The organism is Streptomyces sp. NBC_00193 (assembly GCF_026342735.1).
Taxonomy (GTDB): domain Bacteria; phylum Actinomycetota; class Actinomycetes; order Streptomycetales; family Streptomycetaceae; genus Streptomyces; species Streptomyces stoeckheimensis.
The window spans coordinates 460,134-478,298 of sequence record NZ_JAPEMM010000002.1 but is presented as its reverse complement, the minus strand read 5'-3'; the positions used below and the strand labels follow the sequence as shown (position 1 = coordinate 478,298).

At 71.9% G+C, this 18,165-nt stretch carries 16 protein-coding genes and 2 pseudogenes; 10 read left to right on the top strand and 8 right to left on the bottom strand.

What is annotated here, in order from left to right; translation table 11 throughout:
• Window positions 1–66: 66 nt before the first annotated feature.
• Together OG898_RS30275 and OG898_RS30270 are read right to left on the bottom strand one after the other, a co-directional pair.
• On the bottom strand, window positions 67–390 hold the full coding sequence (locus OG898_RS30275; RefSeq protein ID WP_266961251.1) for a hypothetical protein: 324 nt from the start codon (window positions 388–390) through the stop codon (window positions 67–69).
• Window positions 391–445: 55 nt separating this feature from the next.
• On the bottom strand, window positions 446–1,015 hold the full coding sequence (locus tag OG898_RS30270) for a DinB family protein (protein ID WP_266961249.1): 570 nt from the start codon (window positions 1,013–1,015) through the stop codon (window positions 446–448).
• Between the two features lie 180 nt (window positions 1,016–1,195).
• Here OG898_RS30270 and rox point away from each other — a divergent pair, with 180 nt between their 5' ends.
• From rox to OG898_RS30250, 4 genes are all read left to right on the top strand, one after another.
• Entirely contained in the window at window positions 1,196–2,683 is a 1,488-nt protein-coding gene (gene rox / locus OG898_RS30265) for a rifampin monooxygenase (protein ID WP_266961247.1), read from the top strand.
• Window positions 2,684–2,725: 42 nt separating this feature from the next.
• Window positions 2,726–3,895 carry a hypothetical protein gene (locus tag OG898_RS30260; RefSeq protein ID WP_266961245.1) on the top strand — a complete coding sequence of 390 codons (1,170 nt, stop codon included), beginning with the start codon at window positions 2,726–2,728 and terminating at the stop codon, window positions 3,893–3,895.
• Window positions 3,896–4,087: 192 nt separating this feature from the next.
• Window positions 4,088–4,501: a VOC family protein gene (locus OG898_RS30255; RefSeq protein ID WP_250745778.1), complete on the top strand. Its 414-nt coding sequence runs from the start codon at window positions 4,088–4,090 to the stop codon at window positions 4,499–4,501.
• Between the two features lie 132 nt (window positions 4,502–4,633).
• Window positions 4,634–5,032 (top strand): YdeI/OmpD-associated family protein, encoded by a 399-nt coding sequence (locus OG898_RS30250; RefSeq protein ID WP_250745777.1) that lies wholly within the window; start codon window positions 4,634–4,636, stop codon window positions 5,030–5,032.
• A gap of 57 nt (window positions 5,033–5,089) precedes the next feature.
• Here OG898_RS30250 and OG898_RS30245 read toward each other — a convergent pair whose 3' ends face one another.
• On the bottom strand, window positions 5,090–6,091 hold the full coding sequence (locus tag OG898_RS30245; RefSeq protein ID WP_266961242.1) for a S41 family peptidase: 1,002 nt from the start codon (window positions 6,089–6,091) through the stop codon (window positions 5,090–5,092).
• 190 nt (window positions 6,092–6,281) lie between these two features.
• Between OG898_RS30245 and OG898_RS30240 the strand changes: the two are divergent.
• Window positions 6,282–6,392: pseudogene (locus OG898_RS30240) on the top strand (IS5/IS1182 family transposase); the annotation flags it as partial.
• Between the two features lie 7 nt (window positions 6,393–6,399).
• Here OG898_RS30240 and OG898_RS30235 read toward each other — a convergent pair.
• Window positions 6,400–6,540, bottom strand: coding sequence for a hypothetical protein (locus tag OG898_RS30235; RefSeq protein ID WP_250745775.1), 141 nt, complete (start codon window positions 6,538–6,540; stop codon window positions 6,400–6,402).
• A 10-nt stretch (window positions 6,541–6,550) separates the two neighbouring features.
• A pseudogene (locus tag OG898_RS30230) lies at window positions 6,551–6,649 on the bottom strand (histidine phosphatase family protein); the annotation flags it as partial.
• Between the two features lie 354 nt (window positions 6,650–7,003).
• Between OG898_RS30230 and OG898_RS30225 the strand changes: the two are divergent.
• Window positions 7,004–7,873, top strand: a complete 870-nt coding sequence (locus tag OG898_RS30225; protein WP_266961240.1) for an IS5 family transposase — start codon at window positions 7,004–7,006, stop codon at window positions 7,871–7,873.
• Window positions 7,874–7,894: 21 nt separating this feature from the next.
• On the opposite strand, the gene OG898_RS30220 is transcribed toward OG898_RS30225, so the two are convergent.
• Window positions 7,895–8,791: an aminoglycoside phosphotransferase family protein gene (locus tag OG898_RS30220; protein ID WP_266961239.1), complete on the bottom strand. Its 897-nt coding sequence runs from the start codon at window positions 8,789–8,791 to the stop codon at window positions 7,895–7,897.
• Window positions 8,792–8,948: 157 nt separating this feature from the next.
• Between OG898_RS30220 and OG898_RS30215 the strand changes: the two genes are divergently transcribed.
• The 3 genes from OG898_RS30215 (at window position 8,949) to OG898_RS30205 (ending at window position 14,588) form a co-directional block, all read left to right on the top strand.
• Complete coding sequence (locus tag OG898_RS30215) at window positions 8,949–12,533, top strand: DNA polymerase III subunit alpha (protein WP_266961238.1); 3,585 nt, start codon at window positions 8,949–8,951, stop codon at window positions 12,531–12,533.
• Between the two features lie 5 nt (window positions 12,534–12,538).
• Window positions 12,539–13,600, top strand: coding sequence for a hypothetical protein (locus tag OG898_RS30210; protein ID WP_250745772.1), 1,062 nt, complete (start codon window positions 12,539–12,541; stop codon window positions 13,598–13,600).
• 232 nt (window positions 13,601–13,832) lie between these two features.
• Complete coding sequence (locus OG898_RS30205; protein ID WP_250745771.1) at window positions 13,833–14,588, top strand: carbonic anhydrase; 756 nt, start codon at window positions 13,833–13,835, stop codon at window positions 14,586–14,588.
• A 153-nt stretch (window positions 14,589–14,741) separates the two neighbouring features.
• Here the strand turns inward: OG898_RS30205 and OG898_RS30200 are convergent, their stop codons facing one another.
• Window positions 14,742–15,089, bottom strand: a complete 348-nt coding sequence (locus tag OG898_RS30200; protein ID WP_250745770.1) for a hypothetical protein — start codon at window positions 15,087–15,089, stop codon at window positions 14,742–14,744.
• 6 nt (window positions 15,090–15,095) lie between these two features.
• Here OG898_RS30200 and OG898_RS30195 point away from each other — a divergent pair, with 6 nt between their 5' ends.
• Window positions 15,096–17,015 carry an ATP-binding domain-containing protein gene (locus OG898_RS30195; protein WP_266961236.1) on the top strand — a complete coding sequence of 640 codons (1,920 nt, stop codon included), beginning with the start codon at window positions 15,096–15,098 and terminating at the stop codon, window positions 17,013–17,015.
• 115 nt (window positions 17,016–17,130) lie between these two features.
• On the opposite strand, the gene OG898_RS30190 is transcribed toward OG898_RS30195, so the two are convergent.
• Window positions 17,131–17,946 carry a hypothetical protein gene (locus tag OG898_RS30190; RefSeq protein ID WP_266961234.1) on the bottom strand — a complete coding sequence of 272 codons (816 nt, stop codon included), beginning with the start codon at window positions 17,944–17,946 and terminating at the stop codon, window positions 17,131–17,133.
• Window positions 17,947–18,165: the final 219 nt, after the last annotated feature.

Genomic DNA, 18,165 nt, shown 5'->3' with positions numbered 1-18,165 from the left:
CACGGGCTGCGCGCGTTCCCGCAGGCGGCCCTGTCGCTCCCCCGGGGGTCCCCTCCGCCGCCTCCCTCAAAGGGCCAGGAGGACCAGGATCAGCACGGCGGGCGGAAGGAACAGGGTCAGCAGGTGGACCACCGCGGTACGGGTCATCCCCAGGGCGAGGAACAGGACCAGCCCGCCCACGAGCCAGCAGCCGAAGACCCGGAACGCGAGTTCCTGCGCGGCGGTTTCCTGCGCCCGGGTCGTGGCCTCGAAGAAGGGGCCGCCGATCATCATCGAGAGCAGCACGCAGCCGAGGAGCAGGTTGACCGCCCCGGCGACGACCGCGCAGGGGTGGTCGCTCCGGCGCGCTCGTCTCCACAGCCCTGTCGCGTACGGCCCACTTGCGCTCATGGGGCGAAAGCCTAGTCGGGCACCCGGGACCGGCTCTCGAACGGGCCGTCGCCGGTCACTGCCCCACCCTCCCGTCGACGCATTCGCGCAACAGGTCGGCGTGCCCGCAGTGACGCGCGTACTCCTCGATCCGGTGCACCATCAGCTCCCGCACCGCGATGCGGTCCTTGCCCAGCCGCTCGCCCAGATCCGGTTGCCTGGCCAGCGCCGCGTCGGTCGCGTCCTGCTCACGCTCCAGATCGGCGTACGCGCCGTCGACCACGGCCTGCTCGGCGACGGCTCCCTCGAAGTCCCCGTCGCGCTTGCCGTACAGCTTCGGCAGCGGATCGCCGTCGGTGATCCAGTTCTGCCAGTCCCGTTCCACCTCGGCGAGGTGCCGCAGCAGGCCGAGCAGCGACATCGTCGACGGCGGGACCGACCGGTGTGCCAGCTGCTCCGGGGCCAGGCCCTCGCACTTCATCCGCAAGGTCAGGCGGTAGTCCTTGAGGAATTCCTGCAGGGTCGCGAGCTCGCCCTCGGCACTGCTCTCACCGCTGTTGCGCGGGTCGTCGTCCGGGTCCACCCACATGTCGGTGTAGATGGTCGACCGGGTCCATCGCTCGTCTTGATCACTCATGCGTTCCATGCTCGTCCACGAAGGAACCGGCTCGCCAGCCGATTTCTCCCGGAACGCAGAATGGCAAGGAGGTTTCCCCACTCCTTGCCACTCTCAACTTATAGCGCACCGGGGGGCTTGCGGCAAGGCCCCGGTCGTGACACAGAATCACCGCTCGAAGGCGGAACCTGTGGAAATGGTGATTGCGTGATGACCGAAGCACCCGACACGACCGATGCACCCAACACGACCGACGCAACCGACGTAATCGACGTGACCGTCGTCGGCGGCGGACCGACCGGTCTGATGCTCGCCGCCGAGTTGCGCCTGCACGGTGTCCGCGTGGTCGTGGTGGAGAAGCTGACCCGTCCGACCGGGGAGTCCCGCGGCCAGGGCCTGCACACGCGCAGCGTGGAGCTGATGGACCAGCGCGGCCTGCTGGACCGGTTCCTCGCCGCCAGTGAGAAGTTCCAGGTCGGCGGCCTGTTCGGCGGCATCATGAAGCCGTGGCCGGACCGGCTGGACACGGCGCACCCGTACGGCCTCGCCATCCCGCAGCCCGTCACCGAGCGGCTGTTGGGCGAGCACGCCCTCGAAGTCGGCACCGAGATCCGGCGCGGCTGCGAAGCGGTCGGCCTGAGCCAGGACGAGGACGGGGTGACCGTGGAGCTGGCGGACGGTACGCGCCTGCGCTCGCGCTACCTCGTCGGATGCGACGGCGGCCGCAGCGCGGTGCGCAAACTGCTCGGAGTCGGCTTCCCCGGCGAGCCCGCCACGGTCGAGACCTTGTTGGGCCAGATGGAGGTGACCGCGGATCCGGAGACGATCGCCGCGGTCGTCGCGGAGGTCAACAAGACCCAGCTCCGCTTCGGGGTCCACGCGGGCGAGGACGGGTCGTGCCGCATCATCGTCCCCGCCGACGGCGTGTCCGAGGACCGCAGCGCGCCGACCCTGGAGGAGTTCAAGCAGCAGCTACGGGCCTTCGGGGGAACCGACTTCGGTGTGCACTCGCCGCGCTGGCTGTCCCGCTTCGGCGACGCCACCCGGCAGGCCGAGCAGTACCGGGTCGGCCGGGTCCTGCTGGCCGGCGACGCGGCGCACATCCACCCGCCGACCGGCGGCCAGGGGCTCAACCTCGGCGTGCAGGACGCCTTCAACCTCGGCTGGAAGCTCGCCGCGGCCGTCAACGGCTGGGCCCCGCACGACCTCCTGGACAGCTACCACGCCGAACGCCACCCGGTGGGCGCCGCCGTACTGGACAACACCCGCGCACAGATCACGCTGATGGGGAGCGACGCGGGCCCCACCGCGCTGCGGAAGCTGTTCGCGAAGCTGATGGACTTCGAGGAGGTGAACCGGTACGTGACGGGGATGATCACCGCGGTCGAGGTCCGCTACGACTTCGGCGAGGGCCACGAACTGCTCGGCCGCAGGCTGCGGGACGTGGAGCTGAAGCGGGGACGCCTCTACGAGCTGATGCACACCGGCCGCGGACTCCTGCTCGACCAGACCGGCCGGCTCTCGGTCTCCGGATGGGCCGACCGCATCGATCACGTCGCCGACGTCAGTGCGGAGCTGGAGGAACTGGACGTACCGGCCGTGCTGTTGCGCCCGGACGGCCATGTGGCGTGGGTCGGCGAGGACCAGGACGACCTGGACGCCCACCTGCCGAAGTGGTTCGGCGCCGCCACGGCCTGACCACGCTGCGTGGGCTGTCGGCGGGGGCGATATCTTCGGCCCATGTTGATCACCGCACAACTGCGCGACTCGGTGAAGCTGCCGGGTGGGGATGCACTCGTCAACGGCTTCGCCTTCGAGGGGCGTGGGGACGGGTCGTGCCGAGCTCTCCTCCGTAAGGGGCGAGAACTGCAGGTCTACGACCTGTACCAGCTCTTCGCGGGGCACCGCACGCCGGCCGCGGTCTTCCCCTTTCCCTGGCCCGGGTGGGACCACGGTGTCCACTCGGTGAGCCCCGACGGCTCGTTCACGGTGTTCTCGGGCCAGCGCGCGGTGAGGGCCGTGGGCGTGGGCGGTGCAACGCTGTGGGAGTACCGGCACGGGTGCTGGGCGCCCGGACTCGGTCACGCGCACACGGGCGACGACCAGGAGGTGTGCGGCGGATTCGAGCACGGATCCTGCCGGGTCTCCGACGACGGCCGACTCGTCTGGGCGCACGTCGCGATGGACCCGGAGGAGCGGGAAGGGGGACGGGAAGGGGGAGAGGAGGCCGAAGGGGAATCAGGAGGCGACGGGCAGGAATGCTGGGTCGTCCTGGACGCCCGCGACGGGCGAGAACTGGCCCGGCTGCCGCTGGACAGCGCAGCCGCGGGTTCACACCACCTCTCCCACCCCGACGGCATCCACATGGGCCTGTGCATCGGCATGGGCCAAGACGGCATCCTGCTCCACTGGGCGCGCTGGAACGGCGAGACGCTGACCGGCTGGGACCTCAACGCCACCATGGACCGCATCCTGGCGGACGTCCACGCGGAGCTCCCGGGCTTCCTGACGGTCGAGCACTACGGAGCCGACCTCCAGCTGCACGCCCTGGACGGCGCCGTCGTCTCCGAGGCGGCGCCCGAAACGGCTGACGGCGAGGAACCGCCCTACTGGGACTACAGCTGCGGCTTCGTCGACGCCGACACGGTCATCGCCTCGACGGTCGAATCCGACGAGGATCCGGAGCGGGCCCGCCACTGGCTGCTCGATGCCCGCACCCTGGAGACCCGCGGAACGGTCAGGTACCCGACGGGCCCCGTCGACAGCTACGTGCGCCCGCTCGGCGACGGCACCTGGCTCACCTACGACGACGGCAGCGCCACGCTCCACCGCTGGACGGCCGAGCCGGTACCTGGCTCTGCATCAGGATCGATCAGGAATCAAGAAGCGCGGTCCACGCAACGCCTTTAACCTACTCACCATGAACATCACCGTTCACACGGCTCCTCCTCCGTATGACGACGCGGACGCATCGCCCGTCCCCACGCCGTCCTGACTCCCGGCCCTTTCCTCCCGATTGGCCGGCGAACACGCACCGATGTGACCTCCGGGCCCTGGCCCGGAGGTCCGCCACGTACACATCCACAGTGCAAGGAGCAAGGCATGAAAGCGCACGTCAGCTCGATCCTTCTGGGCGTCCGGGACATGGACCGGGCCAAGCAGTTCTACGCCGAGGGGCTCGGCTGGAAGATCCAGAGCGACTTCGGCATATCGGTGTTCTTCGCATCGGACGGCGCCTCGCCCGTCGGCTTCTACAGCCGCGAAGGCCTCGCCGACCAGGTGGGCACGGACCAGGAAGGCAGCGGGTTCAGCGGACTGGTCCTGACCTACGTCGTCCGCAGCGAGGCGCGGGTCGACGAGATCATGGCGGAGGCCCAGAAGGCCGGCGCCACGGTCCTCAAGCCCGCCGGCGCCCTGCCGTGGGGCGGCTACGGCGGCACCTTCGCCGACCCGGAGGGCTACATCTGGAGTCTCGGCTACAGCGACCAGGGAACCGACCAGCCCTACGCCGAGTAACCGCCGTCTTCGTCTCGCAGCCGTCCGGGACGGCTGCGAGACGGGTGCGGTCCACGGTGAACCGGCAGGACGAACACGGGAACACAGGGGAAGATCTTGAAGTTTCGGTCCATCGTTGAACCACCTGAGCCCATGCGGGGCCTGGAAGTTCCGCCCGAGGTGGTGGCAGCGCTCGGCGAGGGCTCGCGACCGCCGGTGACGATCACGATCAACGAGCATTCCTGGAAGAGCCGGATCGCCCTCCTGCGCGGCCGCCACTTGATCGGCCTCAGCCACGCCAACCGGCAGGCCGCGGAAGTGGAGATCGGCGAGGAGATCGAGGTCGAGGTCGAGCTCGACACCGAGCCGCGCGTCGTCGTCGAACCCGCTGACTTCGCCCAGGCTCTGGACGAAGACCCGGCCGCCCGCGCCGCCTACGACACCCTGACGTACAGCCGCAAGCGCGAGCACGTGCGCGCCATCGAAAGCGCGAAGAAGCCCGAGACGCGCCAACGGCGCATCGAGAAGGCCATCGCCACCCTGCGGGGCTGACCGTCGGGCTTCAGCCCGAGGGCGGGAAGAGGTCATGCGGTACTGCGGGTGCACCGTTCACTGGGTGCTCAGCCAGCGGGTCGCGGCTTCCACGGTGCCGTCCCGGCTGTTGCCGGGGTTCCGCGCATCGTCCGGGAGCTCTTCGTCGGGTGGGATCGGGCCGTCGTGGATCCGTCCGGTCCGATCTGCTTCCCTGGCCTGGGTGAGGACGATCATCGCGCCGTCGGCGAGACGGTGGGAGTCGTTTGCCGTGGGCACACCTCGTGTGGGCTGGCCGAAACTTCGTGTACGCGGCTGTCCGCGGAAGGCGATCGTCACGGCCTCGGCCGCGCTGGCGGTGCGCTTGCCGGTGAGTACGGCAACGGGCGGATCCGGATGTGCCAATGGTTCGGCGGGGCCCCAGGTGTCGAGGTACGCCTCCGGTGTTCCCTCTCGGAGGGTCCAGGGTGTCCGCTTGCCGTCGGACTCCACGAACGTGCCGATGTCACCGTCGTCCAGCAGGCGTCCGGCCGAGGCCAGTGGTCCCCACATGTCGCCGCCCGTGTTGCTGCGCAGGTCGACGATCCAGCCCCGGGCTCCCTGCCTGTCCATGTCCTGTACGACGGCCCGGGCCTGGCGCACGTACGCCGCGGCGGCCTTGTCGGACGCGACCGAGGGCAGCACGAGGTAGCCGATGCCTCCGGGCAGCAGCCGGCCTTCAGGCAGCGGGGAGTTCTCCGATGAGGGGCTCAGCGCCGCCTCGGCCTCCTCCGGAGTCATGAACTGGCTGTGGTGGTCGCCCAGGTTCCGGAGTGCTTCGCGAACGGCCCCGTAGGTCTCGGCCCGTGTACGTGCTTTCGCGGCGCGGGCGAAGGCGTTCTTGCGTAGCGTCGACCAGTCGAGGTCGGTCTTGTACAGCGAGTTGCTCTCCATGACGTCCAGCGCGGTGGTGAGGTACGCGCGGGCGTCGGGCGACATCGCGTGTCCCGGTGCCGAAGGCTCAGCGGTACAGCCGGTGGTGATCATGAGCGCCGCCATGGCCGCCACCACGTGGCGCCGTGTCGGCGTCTTCTTCGGCATGTCCCGCATGACGTCTCTCTTGCTCCCTCTTGACGTTCCGGCCGACATGCTTTTCGTCCACCGGAACCCGCGTACAGGCTATACGTCCAGCCCCCAGGAGACGCCGGCCGCAAGCTCCTGCGGTGCGGGCCGGTAGGTCTCCTGGTTCCGGGGGTACGTATTTTGGGAGTTGTTCCAACGGGTGGTGCCGACGGCGCCCAACACCCACGACAGCCAGGCGCTGGAGCCGCTCGTGCGCGGGATTCCGCCGATCCGCTCCCGACGGGGGCCTCGCAGACGGCGTCCCGCCAAGCTCGGCGGCCTTTGCCCTACGGGACGTTCCAAGCGGAGATGATGGGTTGCCCGTCCTCGGTGGCCAGGAAGCCGAGAGTGCCCGGATGCGGGTGGCCGAGCAGTCGGCTCGCGGACGCGTCGAGGCCGAGCCAGCGCACGGTGAGCACACGAGCCACTGGCCGCAGCCTCGCCCGCTTCCGTCAGAGCAATATCGGTCCGTCCAGCGTGCCGGCCCGACAGGCTCCACTCGGTCTGGCCGTGCCTGATCACTATCGGCTCCCCCATGGCCACGCACGCTATCTGATCTTGTGGCACGCCGAAACGGCTTCTTCGCCTTCCCCCCCGCCACCGTCGACGGTCCCTCATCGTCTGCGCTGGGCACGCCAAATGAGATGACCTCTAAGAGGTTGTTTTAATCTGGATTGCAGGAATTTGATGTGATTCACGAGGCGGCCGGTCGCGGTGCGGTAGTGACCACGGGTGGAGCCAGTGCCTGTGGGCCGGGTGGGGTGACGGGTGGGGCGGTTTGGGCCTTGTTCCTGTCTCATCCCAGGATGTCCGGCCATTGGTGGCCTGCGTGCTTCCGGTGCCGCGGCTGTGCGCCTGGGCGCACTCGGTCCGCGGCAGTACGCCGGAATCATGACAACGCGACGCCCGTATCCGAGTGATCTGTCCGATGCGCGCTGGGAGTTGATCGAGCCGGTGCTGTCCGCGTGGCGCTTCGAGCGCCGTGGCCGGGCTCTGGACTTCGGCCGGCCTCCGCGGCATGACCTGCGCGAGATCATGAACGCGATCCTCTGCGTGGACCGCACCGGCTGCCAGTGGGCCTACCTCCCGCATGACTTCCCGCCACACCAGAGCGTCTACGGCTACTTCGCCAGATGGGCAGACGAGGGCGTGTTCGCCCAGCTCAACGGAGTCCTGCGGCAACTTCTCCGTGAGAAGGAAGGACGGGACGCGGAGCCCTCAGCGTGTGTGATCGACGCCCAGAGCATCAAGACCTCCACCAGCGTTCCTGCCGCCAGCCAGGGCATCGACGCGGGCGAGAAGATCGCGGGCCGCGAACGGAGCACCGTCACCGACACGCTCGGCCTTCTCCTCACGGTGCTGGTCACCGCGGCCAGCGTGCAGGACTCCGTCGCCGGCACCCGGCTCATCGACCAGGTCGCCGCCGACCACCCCGGAATCCGCAAGGTCTGGGTCGACGGCGGCTACCGCCAGCACCTCGTCGAACACGCCGCCACCCTCGGCATCGACATGGAGATCACCGCCCGCAAGCCCGGGACCAGGGGTTTCACCCCGATCCCGAAACGTTGGGCAGTCGAGAGGACCTACGGCTGGCTCATGCTCCACCGCCGCCTGGCCCGCGACTACGAAACCCTTCCCGCCCGCTCCGAAGCCATCATCCACATCGCGATGACCGACCTCATGACCCGCCGCCTCACCGGCGAGAACACCATCTCCTGGCGCGACCCGACACACCAGACCAAACAGCCGATACCGGGATAAAAGAGCGGGATAAAACGACCTCTAAGCAGGCTGAAGAACACGATCGAGCGCTGCCCGGCCCGCGGGTCCCCACGTGGGCTTGCCGCCAGGGAGGCCCCGATCTCCGTTCTGGCCCATCAGCATGAGGAACAGGCTTTTCAGAGCAGCCAGCCCGCGGGCGCGCCGGATCGTCGCCCTGTCCGCGTGCGCGTACACGTCGAAGAACCGAGAGGCGGCGCCCGCGGGCAGAATCACCCATGCGGCCGCGAGGTCCCACACCGGATCACCGGCGAACATGTCACCGAAGTCGATCACGCCCGAGAGCGTCCCGTCCGAGACGACGACGTTCGCCGGATGCAGGTCGCCGTGCACCCAGAGCGGCGGACCCTCCCACTCCGGCGCCGCGACGGCGTCGTCCCAGACGGCCCGGACGGCGTCAGCGAGGTCGTCGGGGACGACGGCACGGAAGAAGTGGTCGAAGCCGTCCGTGCACTTCTGGGGGTGATCGCCGCGGTCCTCACTGACCGGCGCGTCGGCGGGGGCCTCCACGTGGAGCGCCCTGAGGAAGCCCGCCAGGGTGTCGGCCGCGTGGTCGACACGGCTGATCGAGGCGTAGTCCAGCGGCTCGCCCGGAACCCACGTCATGACCGTCCAGGGCTTCGGGAAGCGTGCAGACGGTTCACCGATCCGCACGGGGTTCGGGACCGGAAGCGGCAGGCGCGGAGCCAAGACGGGCAGCCACCGGCATTCCTTGCGCTGAAGGTCCGGGGCACGTTCCGTACGCGGCATGCGCACGGCCAACTCGTCCCCAAGCCGCCACTGCTGGTTGTCCCACCCGCCCGCCACCTCGCGGATGGCCAGCCCTGCAAGGTCCGGATGCTGCTCCTGAAGCAGTTCGTAGATCACGTCTGCGGTGATCTCGATCTCGGAGTCGGTCATGCGAAGCCACGGTACCGGGGCAGGCGGAGCGGCGTTCGCAAGCTGTCGTACTCGCCTCGCTGGCCGAGGAGTCGCGCTGTTCGAATTATGTTCGATACGGTGGTTGTATCTGGTCAGGGTGGCTGGAAAGGGGTGGTCAGGCGATCGGAGGTGGCCCATGGGCGACGGTGTGCACCTTCATGCCGCGAGTGGCTACTCGGCCCGGTACGGTGCCTCGCACCCCTCTGACCTGGTGAAACGGGCTGTCGAGCGGGGCGTCGGGACGCTTGCGCTCACCGATCGCGACACCGTCGCGGGGGCGGTCCGCTTCGCGAAGGCGGCGGTCGGGGCGGGGATCCGTCCGGTGTTCGGGGTCGACGTCGCCGTCGCCCCCGCCGCCGGGCTCGGCGGCCGCGCCGCCCCCGCCGGGGCACGGCCGCGGACGCCCGCGCGGGGTGGTGCGTACGTCGTCGAGCCGGCGCTGCGGGTCACCCTCCTCGCGCGGGACGCCGGCGGATGGGCCCGGCTGTGCCGCCTGGTCTCCGCCGCTCACGAGGGTGGCGTTCACGGGGGAGCGGGTGAGGGTGCGGGCGCGGCCCGCGCCGGTGCCGCTTCTGCCGGTGCCCTCCCCGCAGCCCCCGCCCCCGCCCCGCCCGTCGTGTCCTGGTCCGTGCTGGAGCGCTACGCGGACCAGGGGCTGGTGGTCATGCTCGGCCCCGTGTCCGAGCCCGTGCGCGCCCTCGCGGCCGGCCGGCCCGACCTGGCCGAGCGGCTGCTCGCCCCGTGGCGGGAGATCGCGGGCCCGGGGCTGCGGCTGGAGGTGCTCTGGTACGGGCTCCCCGGCACCGGGCCGGGCTCGCTGCGGCTGGCCGCCCGCACGCTGGGGCTGGCCGACCGGCTCGGCATCCCGGCCGTCCTCACCAACGCCGTCCGCTACGCCGACCCCGCCCAGCACCGCATCGCCGACGTACTGGACTCCGCCCGGCTGCTGCGCCCCGTCGACCGGCGCCGGCTGGACTGCGGCGAGCGCTGGCTGAAGGGGCCGGACGCGATGGCGTACGCCGCCGAGCGGATCGCCGCGGCCACCGGCCCGGCCACCGGCTCGGGCGCCGCCTCGGACCCGGCCCGGGCGGCGGAGCTGCTCGCGGAGACCGCGCGTACGGCGGAGCTGTGCACCGTCGACCCGGTGGCCGACCTCGGCATCGGCATCGGCCCCGCCCCCGCGCGGTCCAGCTTCCCCGAGCCGCAATCGGTGGGCGCCGGACCCGGACCGGACGAGGCCGCGGCCCTGCTGCGCCGGCGCTGCGCGGAGGGGATGTTCGCGCGCGGCCTGGACCGGGACCCGCAGGCGGTCCGGCGGCTGGAGTACGAGCTCGGCGTGATCGGGAAGCTGGGGTTCGAGTCCTACTTCCTGGCGGTCGCCCAGGTCGTCACGGACATCCGGGCCATGGGCATCCGGGTCGCCGCCCGCGGATCCGGCGCCGGGAGCATGGTCAACCACGCCCTCTTCATCGCCACGGCCAATCCCCTCGAACACCACCTGCTCTTCGAACGCTTCCTCAGCGTCCGCCGCCGCTCGCTCCCCGACATCGACCTCGACGTGGAGTCGGCCCGCCGGCTGGAGGTCTACGACCGGATCATCGAGCGGTTCGGCACCGAGCGGGTGGCCGTCGCCGCGATGCCGGAGACCTACCGGGCCCGCCACGCCCTGCGCGACACGGGCCTCGCCCTCGGCCTGCCCCCGCAGACCGTCGACACGATCGCGAAGTCCTTCCCGCACATCCGGGCCTGCGACATCCGCGGCGCCCTCGCCGAGCTCCCCGAGCTCAAGGAACTCGCCGCCGAGGCCGCCTCGTACGGCCCGCTGTGGGAGCTGGCCGAGGGCCTGGACGCCCTGCCGCGCGGCTACGCCATGCACCCCTGCGGAGTGATCCTCTCCGACGCCACCCTCCTGGACCGGCTGCCGGTGCAGCCCACCCCGGGCGGGCGGTACCCGATGGTCCAGGCGGACAAGGAGGACGTCGAGGACCTCGGGCTCGTGAAGCTCGACGTGCTCGGCGTGCGCATGCAGTCGGCGATGGCGCACGCCGTCGCCGAGATCCGCCGCACCACCGGCCGCCAGCTCGACCTCGACAACCCCGACCACGTCCGGCTGGACGACCCCGACGCGTTCGAGCTCATCCGGCAGGCCCGGACCGTGGGCATGTTCCAGCTGGAGAGCCCCGGCCAGCAGGACCTCGTCGGCCGCCTCCAGCCGCGCGGGGTCCAGGACGTCATCGCCGACATCAGCCTGTTCCGGCCCGGGCCGGTCAAGGGCGGCATGCCCGCCCTCTACATCGCCGCCCGCCACGGCGCCGCCCCCCGCTACCCGCACCCCGACCTCGAACCGGTCCTCGCCGACACCTACGGCGTGACCATCTGGCACGAGCAGATCATCGACATCTTCGCGGTGATGACCGGCTGCGACCGGGCGCTCGGCGAGATCGCCCGCCGCGCCCTCGCGGGCCCCGACCGGCTGCCCCGGGTGGAGGCGTGGTTCCGGCAGCGGGCCGGCGCCCGCGGCTACGGCCGGGAGGTGCTCGACGAGGTGTGGGAGATCGTCGCCGCGTTCGGCGCGTACGGGTTCTGCCGCGCGCACGCCGTCGCCTTCGCCGTGCCCGCCCTCCAGTCGGCCTGGCTCAAGGCCCACCATCCCGCGGCCCTCTACGCCGGGCTGCTGGAGCACGACCCCGGCATGTGGCCCGCCCGGGTCATCGTCTCCGACGCCCGCCGCCACGGCGTGCCCGTGCTCCCCGTGGACATCAACCACTCCGCGCCCGACCACCGCGTCGAGCAGACGGCGGACAGGGGCTGGGCAGTACGGCTCTCGCTGTCGACGGTGAAGGGAACCGGCGCCGAGGAAGTGGCCCGCATCGCCGCCGGCCGGCCCTACGCCTCGCTGCAGGACTTCTGGGAGCGGGCCCGCCCTGCGCTCCCGACCGCCGAGCGCCTGATCCGGATCGGCGCCCTCGACGCCCTGCGCGGCCGCCTCACCCGCCGCGACCTCCTCCTCCAGGTCTCCGAGCTCCACCGCCACACCCGGGGGCGCGCGGTCGACGGACAACTCGCCCTCGGCGGCGCACTCGTCACCGCCGCACCGTCGGGGCTGCGGGAGATGACCAGCCGCGAAGCCCTCAACGCCGAGATCGAGGTCCTGTCCATCGACGTCTCCCAGCACCTGATGGAGCACCACCACCGGCTGCTCCGCGAGATCGGCGCCGTCGACTCCGCCCACCTGGGCGCGATGCGCCCCGGGCAGCGGGTCCTGGTCGCCGGAGTCCGCGCCTCGACGCAGACACCGCCGATCCCTTCGGGCAAGAGGGTCATCTTCGTGACGCTGGAAGACGGCCGCGGCCTCGTCGACATCGCGTTCTTCGAAGACAGCCACGAGGCCTGCGCCCACACGGTCTTCCACTCCGGTCTGCTCCTGGTCCGCGGCACCGTCGAGGCCCGGGGACCGCGCCGCACCGTGGTCGGCGAGATGGTCTGGAACCTCGAGGAGATCGCGGCCGCCCGCCGCGACCAGGGCCCCGAGGCCGCACTCGCCCTGCTCGGCCGCGCCGACCCGGCCCCCACGCCCGCCCAGGGCGCCGCCCGGCCGCGCACCCTCGCCAACGGCACCAGCGGAGCCCGCCTCCACCCGTACGCGGACCTCCAGCCCGCCGGCACCCGCGCCGCCGACCTGAAGTCCCTCGGCTACACCAGCCCCGGCTCGGCGGGGTGATCGCCGTGCAGCAGATCCTCCACGCCCAGTTCCACTTCCCCTACGGGGCCGACCCCGGCGCGGACCCGGGCGCGGGCCCGCGTACGGAACCCGGTACGGATGCCGGCGCCGGCCCGGGCCCGGCCACAGCCACCGGTCTCTACGCCCAACTCCTCGACATGGCGGCCGACATCACCCCCCGGGTCCAGCCGATCCCACCCGACGCCGCCCACCTCGACATCACCGGAGCCCTGCGCTACTGGCAGCGCGACGCCGAGGCCCTGGCGGCCGTCCTGCGGATGCGGACCGTCGGACTGCACGGCGTGCGGACGACCTGTGCGATCGCACCCAACCGCATGCTCGCCACGATGACGGCCGCCCTCACCCCCCTCGGCGCCACCACCGTCCTCACCGAGGGGGAGGTCACCGCCTGGCTGCGCCCCCGGCCCGTCGCGGCGCTCTACGGAGTCGGCCCGGCCACCGCCGCCACCCTGGCCTCGTACGGGCTGCACACGATCGGAGACCTCGCCGACGCACCCCTGCCCACCCTGACCAGGATCTTCGGCTCGGCCACCGGCCGGGCCCTGCACGCCCACGCCCAGGGCGAGGACCTCCGCCCGGTCGAGGCCCGCCCCGTCCCCAAGTCCCTGACCACCCACCACCCCTTCGAGGCCGACTGCCTCGACACGGACCGGCACCGCCGAGCCCTCCTCGACCTCGCCCACCGGCTCGGCGCCCGGCTCCGCGACGAGGAGCAGGTGGCCGCCGGCCTCACCCTCACCGTCCGCTACGCCGACCGCACCACGACCACCCGCACCCGCACCCTGACCGAACCCACCCACCACACCGGCCCCCTCGCCGGCGTCGCCTACGAGCTCTACGGTCTCCTCGGCCTCCAGCGGGCCCGCGTACGCTCCTTCGACCTCCGTGCCGAAGCCCTGCGCCCCGCCTCCGAGGCCCGGCGCCAGCTCAGCCTCGACCCGGCCGACGAACGGGCCCTCGCCGTCGAGGCGGCCGCCGACCGGGCCCGGGACCGCTACGGCCCCGACGCGGTCAAACCGGCAACCCTCGCCACCCGCAAGCCGTAGCCGCACCCGTCGGCTCCCTCCGCCCTCAGACCTCCGTCCTCCGCCCTCCCCCTCCACGCCGAAGCGGAAGCCGACCCGTACCGCCGGGTTTGTAGCAAAGTGCCGGTCGGCACGGCAGCCGGTAGGCGTTCCGTACGACTCCGTCGTCCCGATCGAGCCGGGCTCCGGGAGGAACCCGCCATTTCCGTCCGGGAGCGGCCGCGGTGGGCCGGTGTGGGGTTAACGTCCCCGAATGTCTTCGAACACACAGACGCCTTCCGCCAGTTCGCCCAGCCGTCGCTTCCTCCTGCGCAGCGCCCTGGCCGGCACCGCGGCCGCCGGGTCCGTCCTCGGACTCGGTTCCGTTTTCCCGGCCTCCGCCTCCGAGGCCTCCGCCGAAGCCGTGGACGGGGCCCGTCCCCGGAGTCCGGAGGAGGCGCTGCGCCGCCTGGCGGCCGGCAACCGGCGCTGGGCGGCGTACCGCCAGCAGCACCCGCACGAGTCCCGTTCCGTACGCCTCCAAGTGGCGCGGGAACAGCACCCGTTCGCGATCGTGCTGGGCTGCGTCGACTCCCGGGTGCCGCCGGAGCTCGTCTTCGACCAGGGGCTCGGCGACCTGCTGACCGTGCGCGCGGCGGGGGAGGTGCTGGACGAGGCGGTGCTCGGCAGCATCGCGTACGGGGTCCTGGAGCTCGACGTCCCCCTGGTCCTGGTCCTCGCCCACCAGTCGTGCGGGGCCGTCGGCGCCGCGGTGCACGCCGATGAGGCGGGTACCCAGCTGCCCGCGCACATCCAGTACCTGGCGGAGCAGATCCGGCCCTCCATCGACCACGGCCAGCACGGCGAGGCCCGGGTCGCCGCCACCATCGACGCCCACGCGCGCCGGACCCGGGACCGGCTGGCGGCGGAGCCGGACCTGGCCCGCAGGATAGCCACCGGCCGGCTCGCCGTCGCGGTCGCTCGCTACGACCTGGTCGACCAGAGGGTGCGGATGCTGCGTACCGAGTAAAAGCCGCTCTCGTATATGGGCACACGCAAAAACACCCCGGACCGATTGACGGCCGGGGTGTTTGTCTGCGTATATTTGATGTTTCACATCAAGGCGGAGCCGAGACGTGAAAGAAGCTTATGGGGACACCGTACCGCGTCAGGAGTGGAATTGTCAACCGAAGAATTCCGGAATGAACAGCAATTCATCACGGATCTCTACGCACGCCTCGACGACCTGCGGGAGCAGGCCGAACGTGCCGTGCAGGGTGCACTCGGCGAGGCCGGCAGCGGGTTCCAGGCGCGACTGGAGCGGGACATCGTGGTCGCTGAACAGTCCGGTCTGCTTTCCGCCCTGAACTCGGGCGAAAGCGGCCTGTGTTTCGGTCGGCTGGAGTTCTCCGACGGCTCTGACCACCACATCGGCCGCATTGGAATCAGGCAGGACGACCGGGAGCGCACCCCTCTCGTCCTCGATTGGCGGGCCGATGTCGCACGCCCGTTCTATCTCGCGACCGGCCATTCCCCCATGGGGCTGCGCCGGCGCCGCCACATCACCACCCGGGGCCGCGAGGTCACCGCCCTGCACGACGAGATCCTCGACCTCGCCGACACCGAACGCACCGGCCACGAGGGGACCGACGCGGACGCCGTGCTGCTCTCCGCGCTCGACGCCGCCCGGACCGGCCGGATGCACGACATCGTGCAGACCATCCAGGCCGAGCAGGACCGCATCATCCGCTCCACCCACCGCGGCGTCCTCGTGGTGGAGGGCGGCCCGGGCACCGGCAAGACCGCCGTGGCCCTGCACCGGGCCGCCTACCTGCTCTACGCCCACCGCGAGCTGCTCGCCAAGCGCGGCGTGCTGATCGTCGGGCCGAACCCGGCCTTCCTCGGCTACATCGGCCAGGTCCTGCCGGCCCTCGGCGAGACCGGGGTCCTGCTCGCCACCCCGGGCGAGCTGTTCCCCGGGGTGCGCGCCACCGCCGCCGACCGCCCCGGCGCCGCCGCCGTCAAGGGGCGCGCGGAGATGGCCGGGATCCTCGCCCGCGTCGTGAGCGACCGGCAGGCGCTGCCGGAGACCGTGCCCGCGGGCAGCGGCGAGGACGCCGACGTGGTGCCCGAACCGGCCCTGGAGATCGACCACGACGACTACGGGACGCTGCTGCTCGACCGGACCATGGCCCACGAGGCCCGCGACCGGGCCCGCGCCACCGGCCTGCCGCACAACCTGGCCCGCCCCTACTTCGCCTTCCGGATCATCGACGCGCTGACCGAACAGCTCGCCGACCGGCTCGGCGCCGACCCCCACGGCGGCCCCAACCTGCTCGGCCCCGACGACATCGCCCAGCTGGGCAAGGAGATCGCGACCAGCGCCGACGTGCACGCGGCCATCGACACGCTGTGGCCCCCGCTCACGCCCCGGCAGCTGATCGCCGACTACCTCGCCGAGCCCACGTACCTCCCCGGGCACGAGGCCGAGCTGATCCGGCGTACGACGACGGGCGCGGCGGACTGGACCCCGGCCGACGTCCCGCTGCTCGACGAGGCAGCCGAACTGCTCGGAGTCGACGACACCGCGCTGCGCGCCGCCGAGGAGCGCGAGCGCCTCGAACGCGTCGCGTACGCGCAGGGCGTCCTGGACCTGTCGGCCGGATCGGACTCCTACGAGTTCGAGGACATGGAGAACGAGTTCCTCGCGGCCCACGACATCATCGACGCCGAGCGGATGGCGGAGCGGCAGGAGGAGGCCGACCACCGCAGCGCGGCCGAACGGGCCGCCGCCGACCGCACCTGGGCCTTCGGGCACGTCATCGTGGACGAGGCGCAGGAACTGTCCGCCATGGCCTGGCGCCTGCTCATGAGGCGCTGCCCGACCCGTTCCATGACGCTGGTGGGCGACCCCGCCCAGACCGGCGACGAGGCCGGATGCGGGTCCTGGCAGCAGATCCTGGCGCCCTACGTGGAAGACCGCTGGGAGCTCGTGCGCCTCGCGGTCAACTACCGCACGCCCGCCGAGATCATGGAGCTGGCGGCGGCCGTGCTCCGGGCCCGCCACCCGGGCTTCGAGCCGCCGCGCTCGGTCCGTTCCACGGGGCGGCGGCCCCGGGTGGCGCGGACCGACGACCTGGCCGCGGCGGTGGCCGACGCGGTACGGGAGGGCGCGCCGGCCGAAGGACGCCTCGCGGTGATCGCCCCGCGCCCGCTGCACGAGGCGCTGGCGGCCGCGCTGCCCGGCGTGCGGGCGGGGGAGGAGCCCGACCTGACCCGCCCGGTGGTCCTGCTCGCACCGCGGCAGGCCAAGGGCCTGGAGTTCGACACGGTGATCGTCGTGGAACCGGCGGACCACGAGCCCAGCGACCTCTACGTCGCGCTGACGCGCGCGACCCAGACCCTCGGGGTGCTCCATACCGGCCGGCTGCCGGAGGGCCTGGACGAACAGCCGTAGGCGGACGGACCCGGGTCCACGGCCCGGGTCCACGGCCCGGGTCCACGGCCCGGGTCCGACGGCCCGGGATCCACGCCCCGGGGTCCACGGCCCGGGCCGCCCGGAGGGGCTGCCCCTACGAGCCGCCCTTCGGCGGCCTGGGCAGGCCCTGCTCGTCGCACGGGAGCCGGTCCGCCGGATAGTCGGCCAGGAAGTCCCGGACCGACTCCTTCCCGGCCTCCGTCATCTGCACGGGTTTCACCACGATCACGCCGGCGAAGGGACGGTCGACGTCCCGGATGATGAGCAGGGTCGCGGTCAGCAGCACGGTGACGACGACCAGGGCGCTGAGCGGCCCCTTGTTGTCCTTGCGGGGCAGGCACAGGCCGAGGCCGATCACGGTCACGGCGAGGTTCAGCAGCATGAACCAGTAGATCAGGGGCGGGATGGTCGGAGTGGATTCGGCCATCCTGGCCTGCCGGCCCAGGGACCGCTGGTCGTCCGCGGCGACCAGCATGCCGAAGGTGGGACTGTCCGTGCCCAGTTCCTTGAAGGTCGCGCGGAAGTCCCTGCTCCACACGCTGGGGGCCGAAGAACCCTTTCCCCCGGCCATGGCGGGCCATTCCTTGTGCTCGACGGCGCGCGCGTAGCAGACCGCGTCACCGCGCAGCCGCTGGCGCAACGCCGGGGGAGCGTAGTCCGCCACCTCCGAGAGGTGGTCCAGTGCGTGGGCCTCGGCCCGCGCGGCGTCGTCGGCCCGCCCGTTGGAGCTGGAGGCGGTGACGAGCATGAAGGCGAGGATCAGGATCGTCAGGGTCATCAGGGGCCCGATGAGATCGCGCACGCCCATGCCATCGGCGTCGTCACCGCCCATCAGCCGGGGCCGCAGGAACCGGTTCGCGGCGATCCCCGCGGCCAGTGCGAGGAGGGCGACGAGGAGGGTGACGGTCACGGGCCGGCCTCCCGCGCCGCGTCCCCGGAAGGCGCGGCCTCCCCGCACGTGGCACCGGGCGGACCCGTCACGTATCCCACCACGATCTCCCTCCGGTCGGGTCGCGCTCCCGTGACCCGCGTGTCCGTGATCCTCGTGTCCGGCCCGCCCGGGCCGCGCCCACGGCGCCCGCAGCGCCCGAACGCCACCCGCACGGGTGCTCGCCGTAGTGCCGTTCGG

Coding starts and splice junctions, on each gene's coding strand:
- OG898_RS30275 (WP_266961251.1), bottom strand. CDS start 390: ATGAGCGCAAGTGGGCCGTACGCGACAGGGCTGTGGAGACGAGCGCGC.
- OG898_RS30270 (WP_266961249.1), bottom strand. CDS start 1,015: ATGGAACGCATGAGTGATCAAGACGAGCGATGGACCCGGTCGACCATC.
- rox (WP_266961247.1), top strand. CDS start 1,196: ATGACCGAAGCACCCGACACGACCGATGCACCCAACACGACCGACGCA.
- OG898_RS30260 (WP_266961245.1), top strand. CDS start 2,726: ATGTTGATCACCGCACAACTGCGCGACTCGGTGAAGCTGCCGGGTGGG.
- OG898_RS30255 (WP_250745778.1), top strand. CDS start 4,088: ATGAAAGCGCACGTCAGCTCGATCCTTCTGGGCGTCCGGGACATGGAC.
- OG898_RS30250 (WP_250745777.1), top strand. CDS start 4,634: ATGCGGGGCCTGGAAGTTCCGCCCGAGGTGGTGGCAGCGCTCGGCGAG.
- OG898_RS30245 (WP_266961242.1), bottom strand. CDS start 6,091: ATGCCGAAGAAGACGCCGACACGGCGCCACGTGGTGGCGGCCATGGCG.
- OG898_RS30225 (WP_266961240.1), top strand. CDS start 7,004: ATGACAACGCGACGCCCGTATCCGAGTGATCTGTCCGATGCGCGCTGG.
- OG898_RS30220 (WP_266961239.1), bottom strand. CDS start 8,791: ATGACCGACTCCGAGATCGAGATCACCGCAGACGTGATCTACGAACTG.
- OG898_RS30215 (WP_266961238.1), top strand. CDS start 8,949: ATGGGCGACGGTGTGCACCTTCATGCCGCGAGTGGCTACTCGGCCCGG.
- OG898_RS30205 (WP_250745771.1), top strand. CDS start 13,833: ATGTCTTCGAACACACAGACGCCTTCCGCCAGTTCGCCCAGCCGTCGC.
- OG898_RS30200 (WP_250745770.1), bottom strand. CDS start 15,089: ATGGCCGGTCGCGAGATAGAACGGGCGTGCGACATCGGCCCGCCAATC.
- OG898_RS30195 (WP_266961236.1), top strand. CDS start 15,096: ATGGGGCTGCGCCGGCGCCGCCACATCACCACCCGGGGCCGCGAGGTC.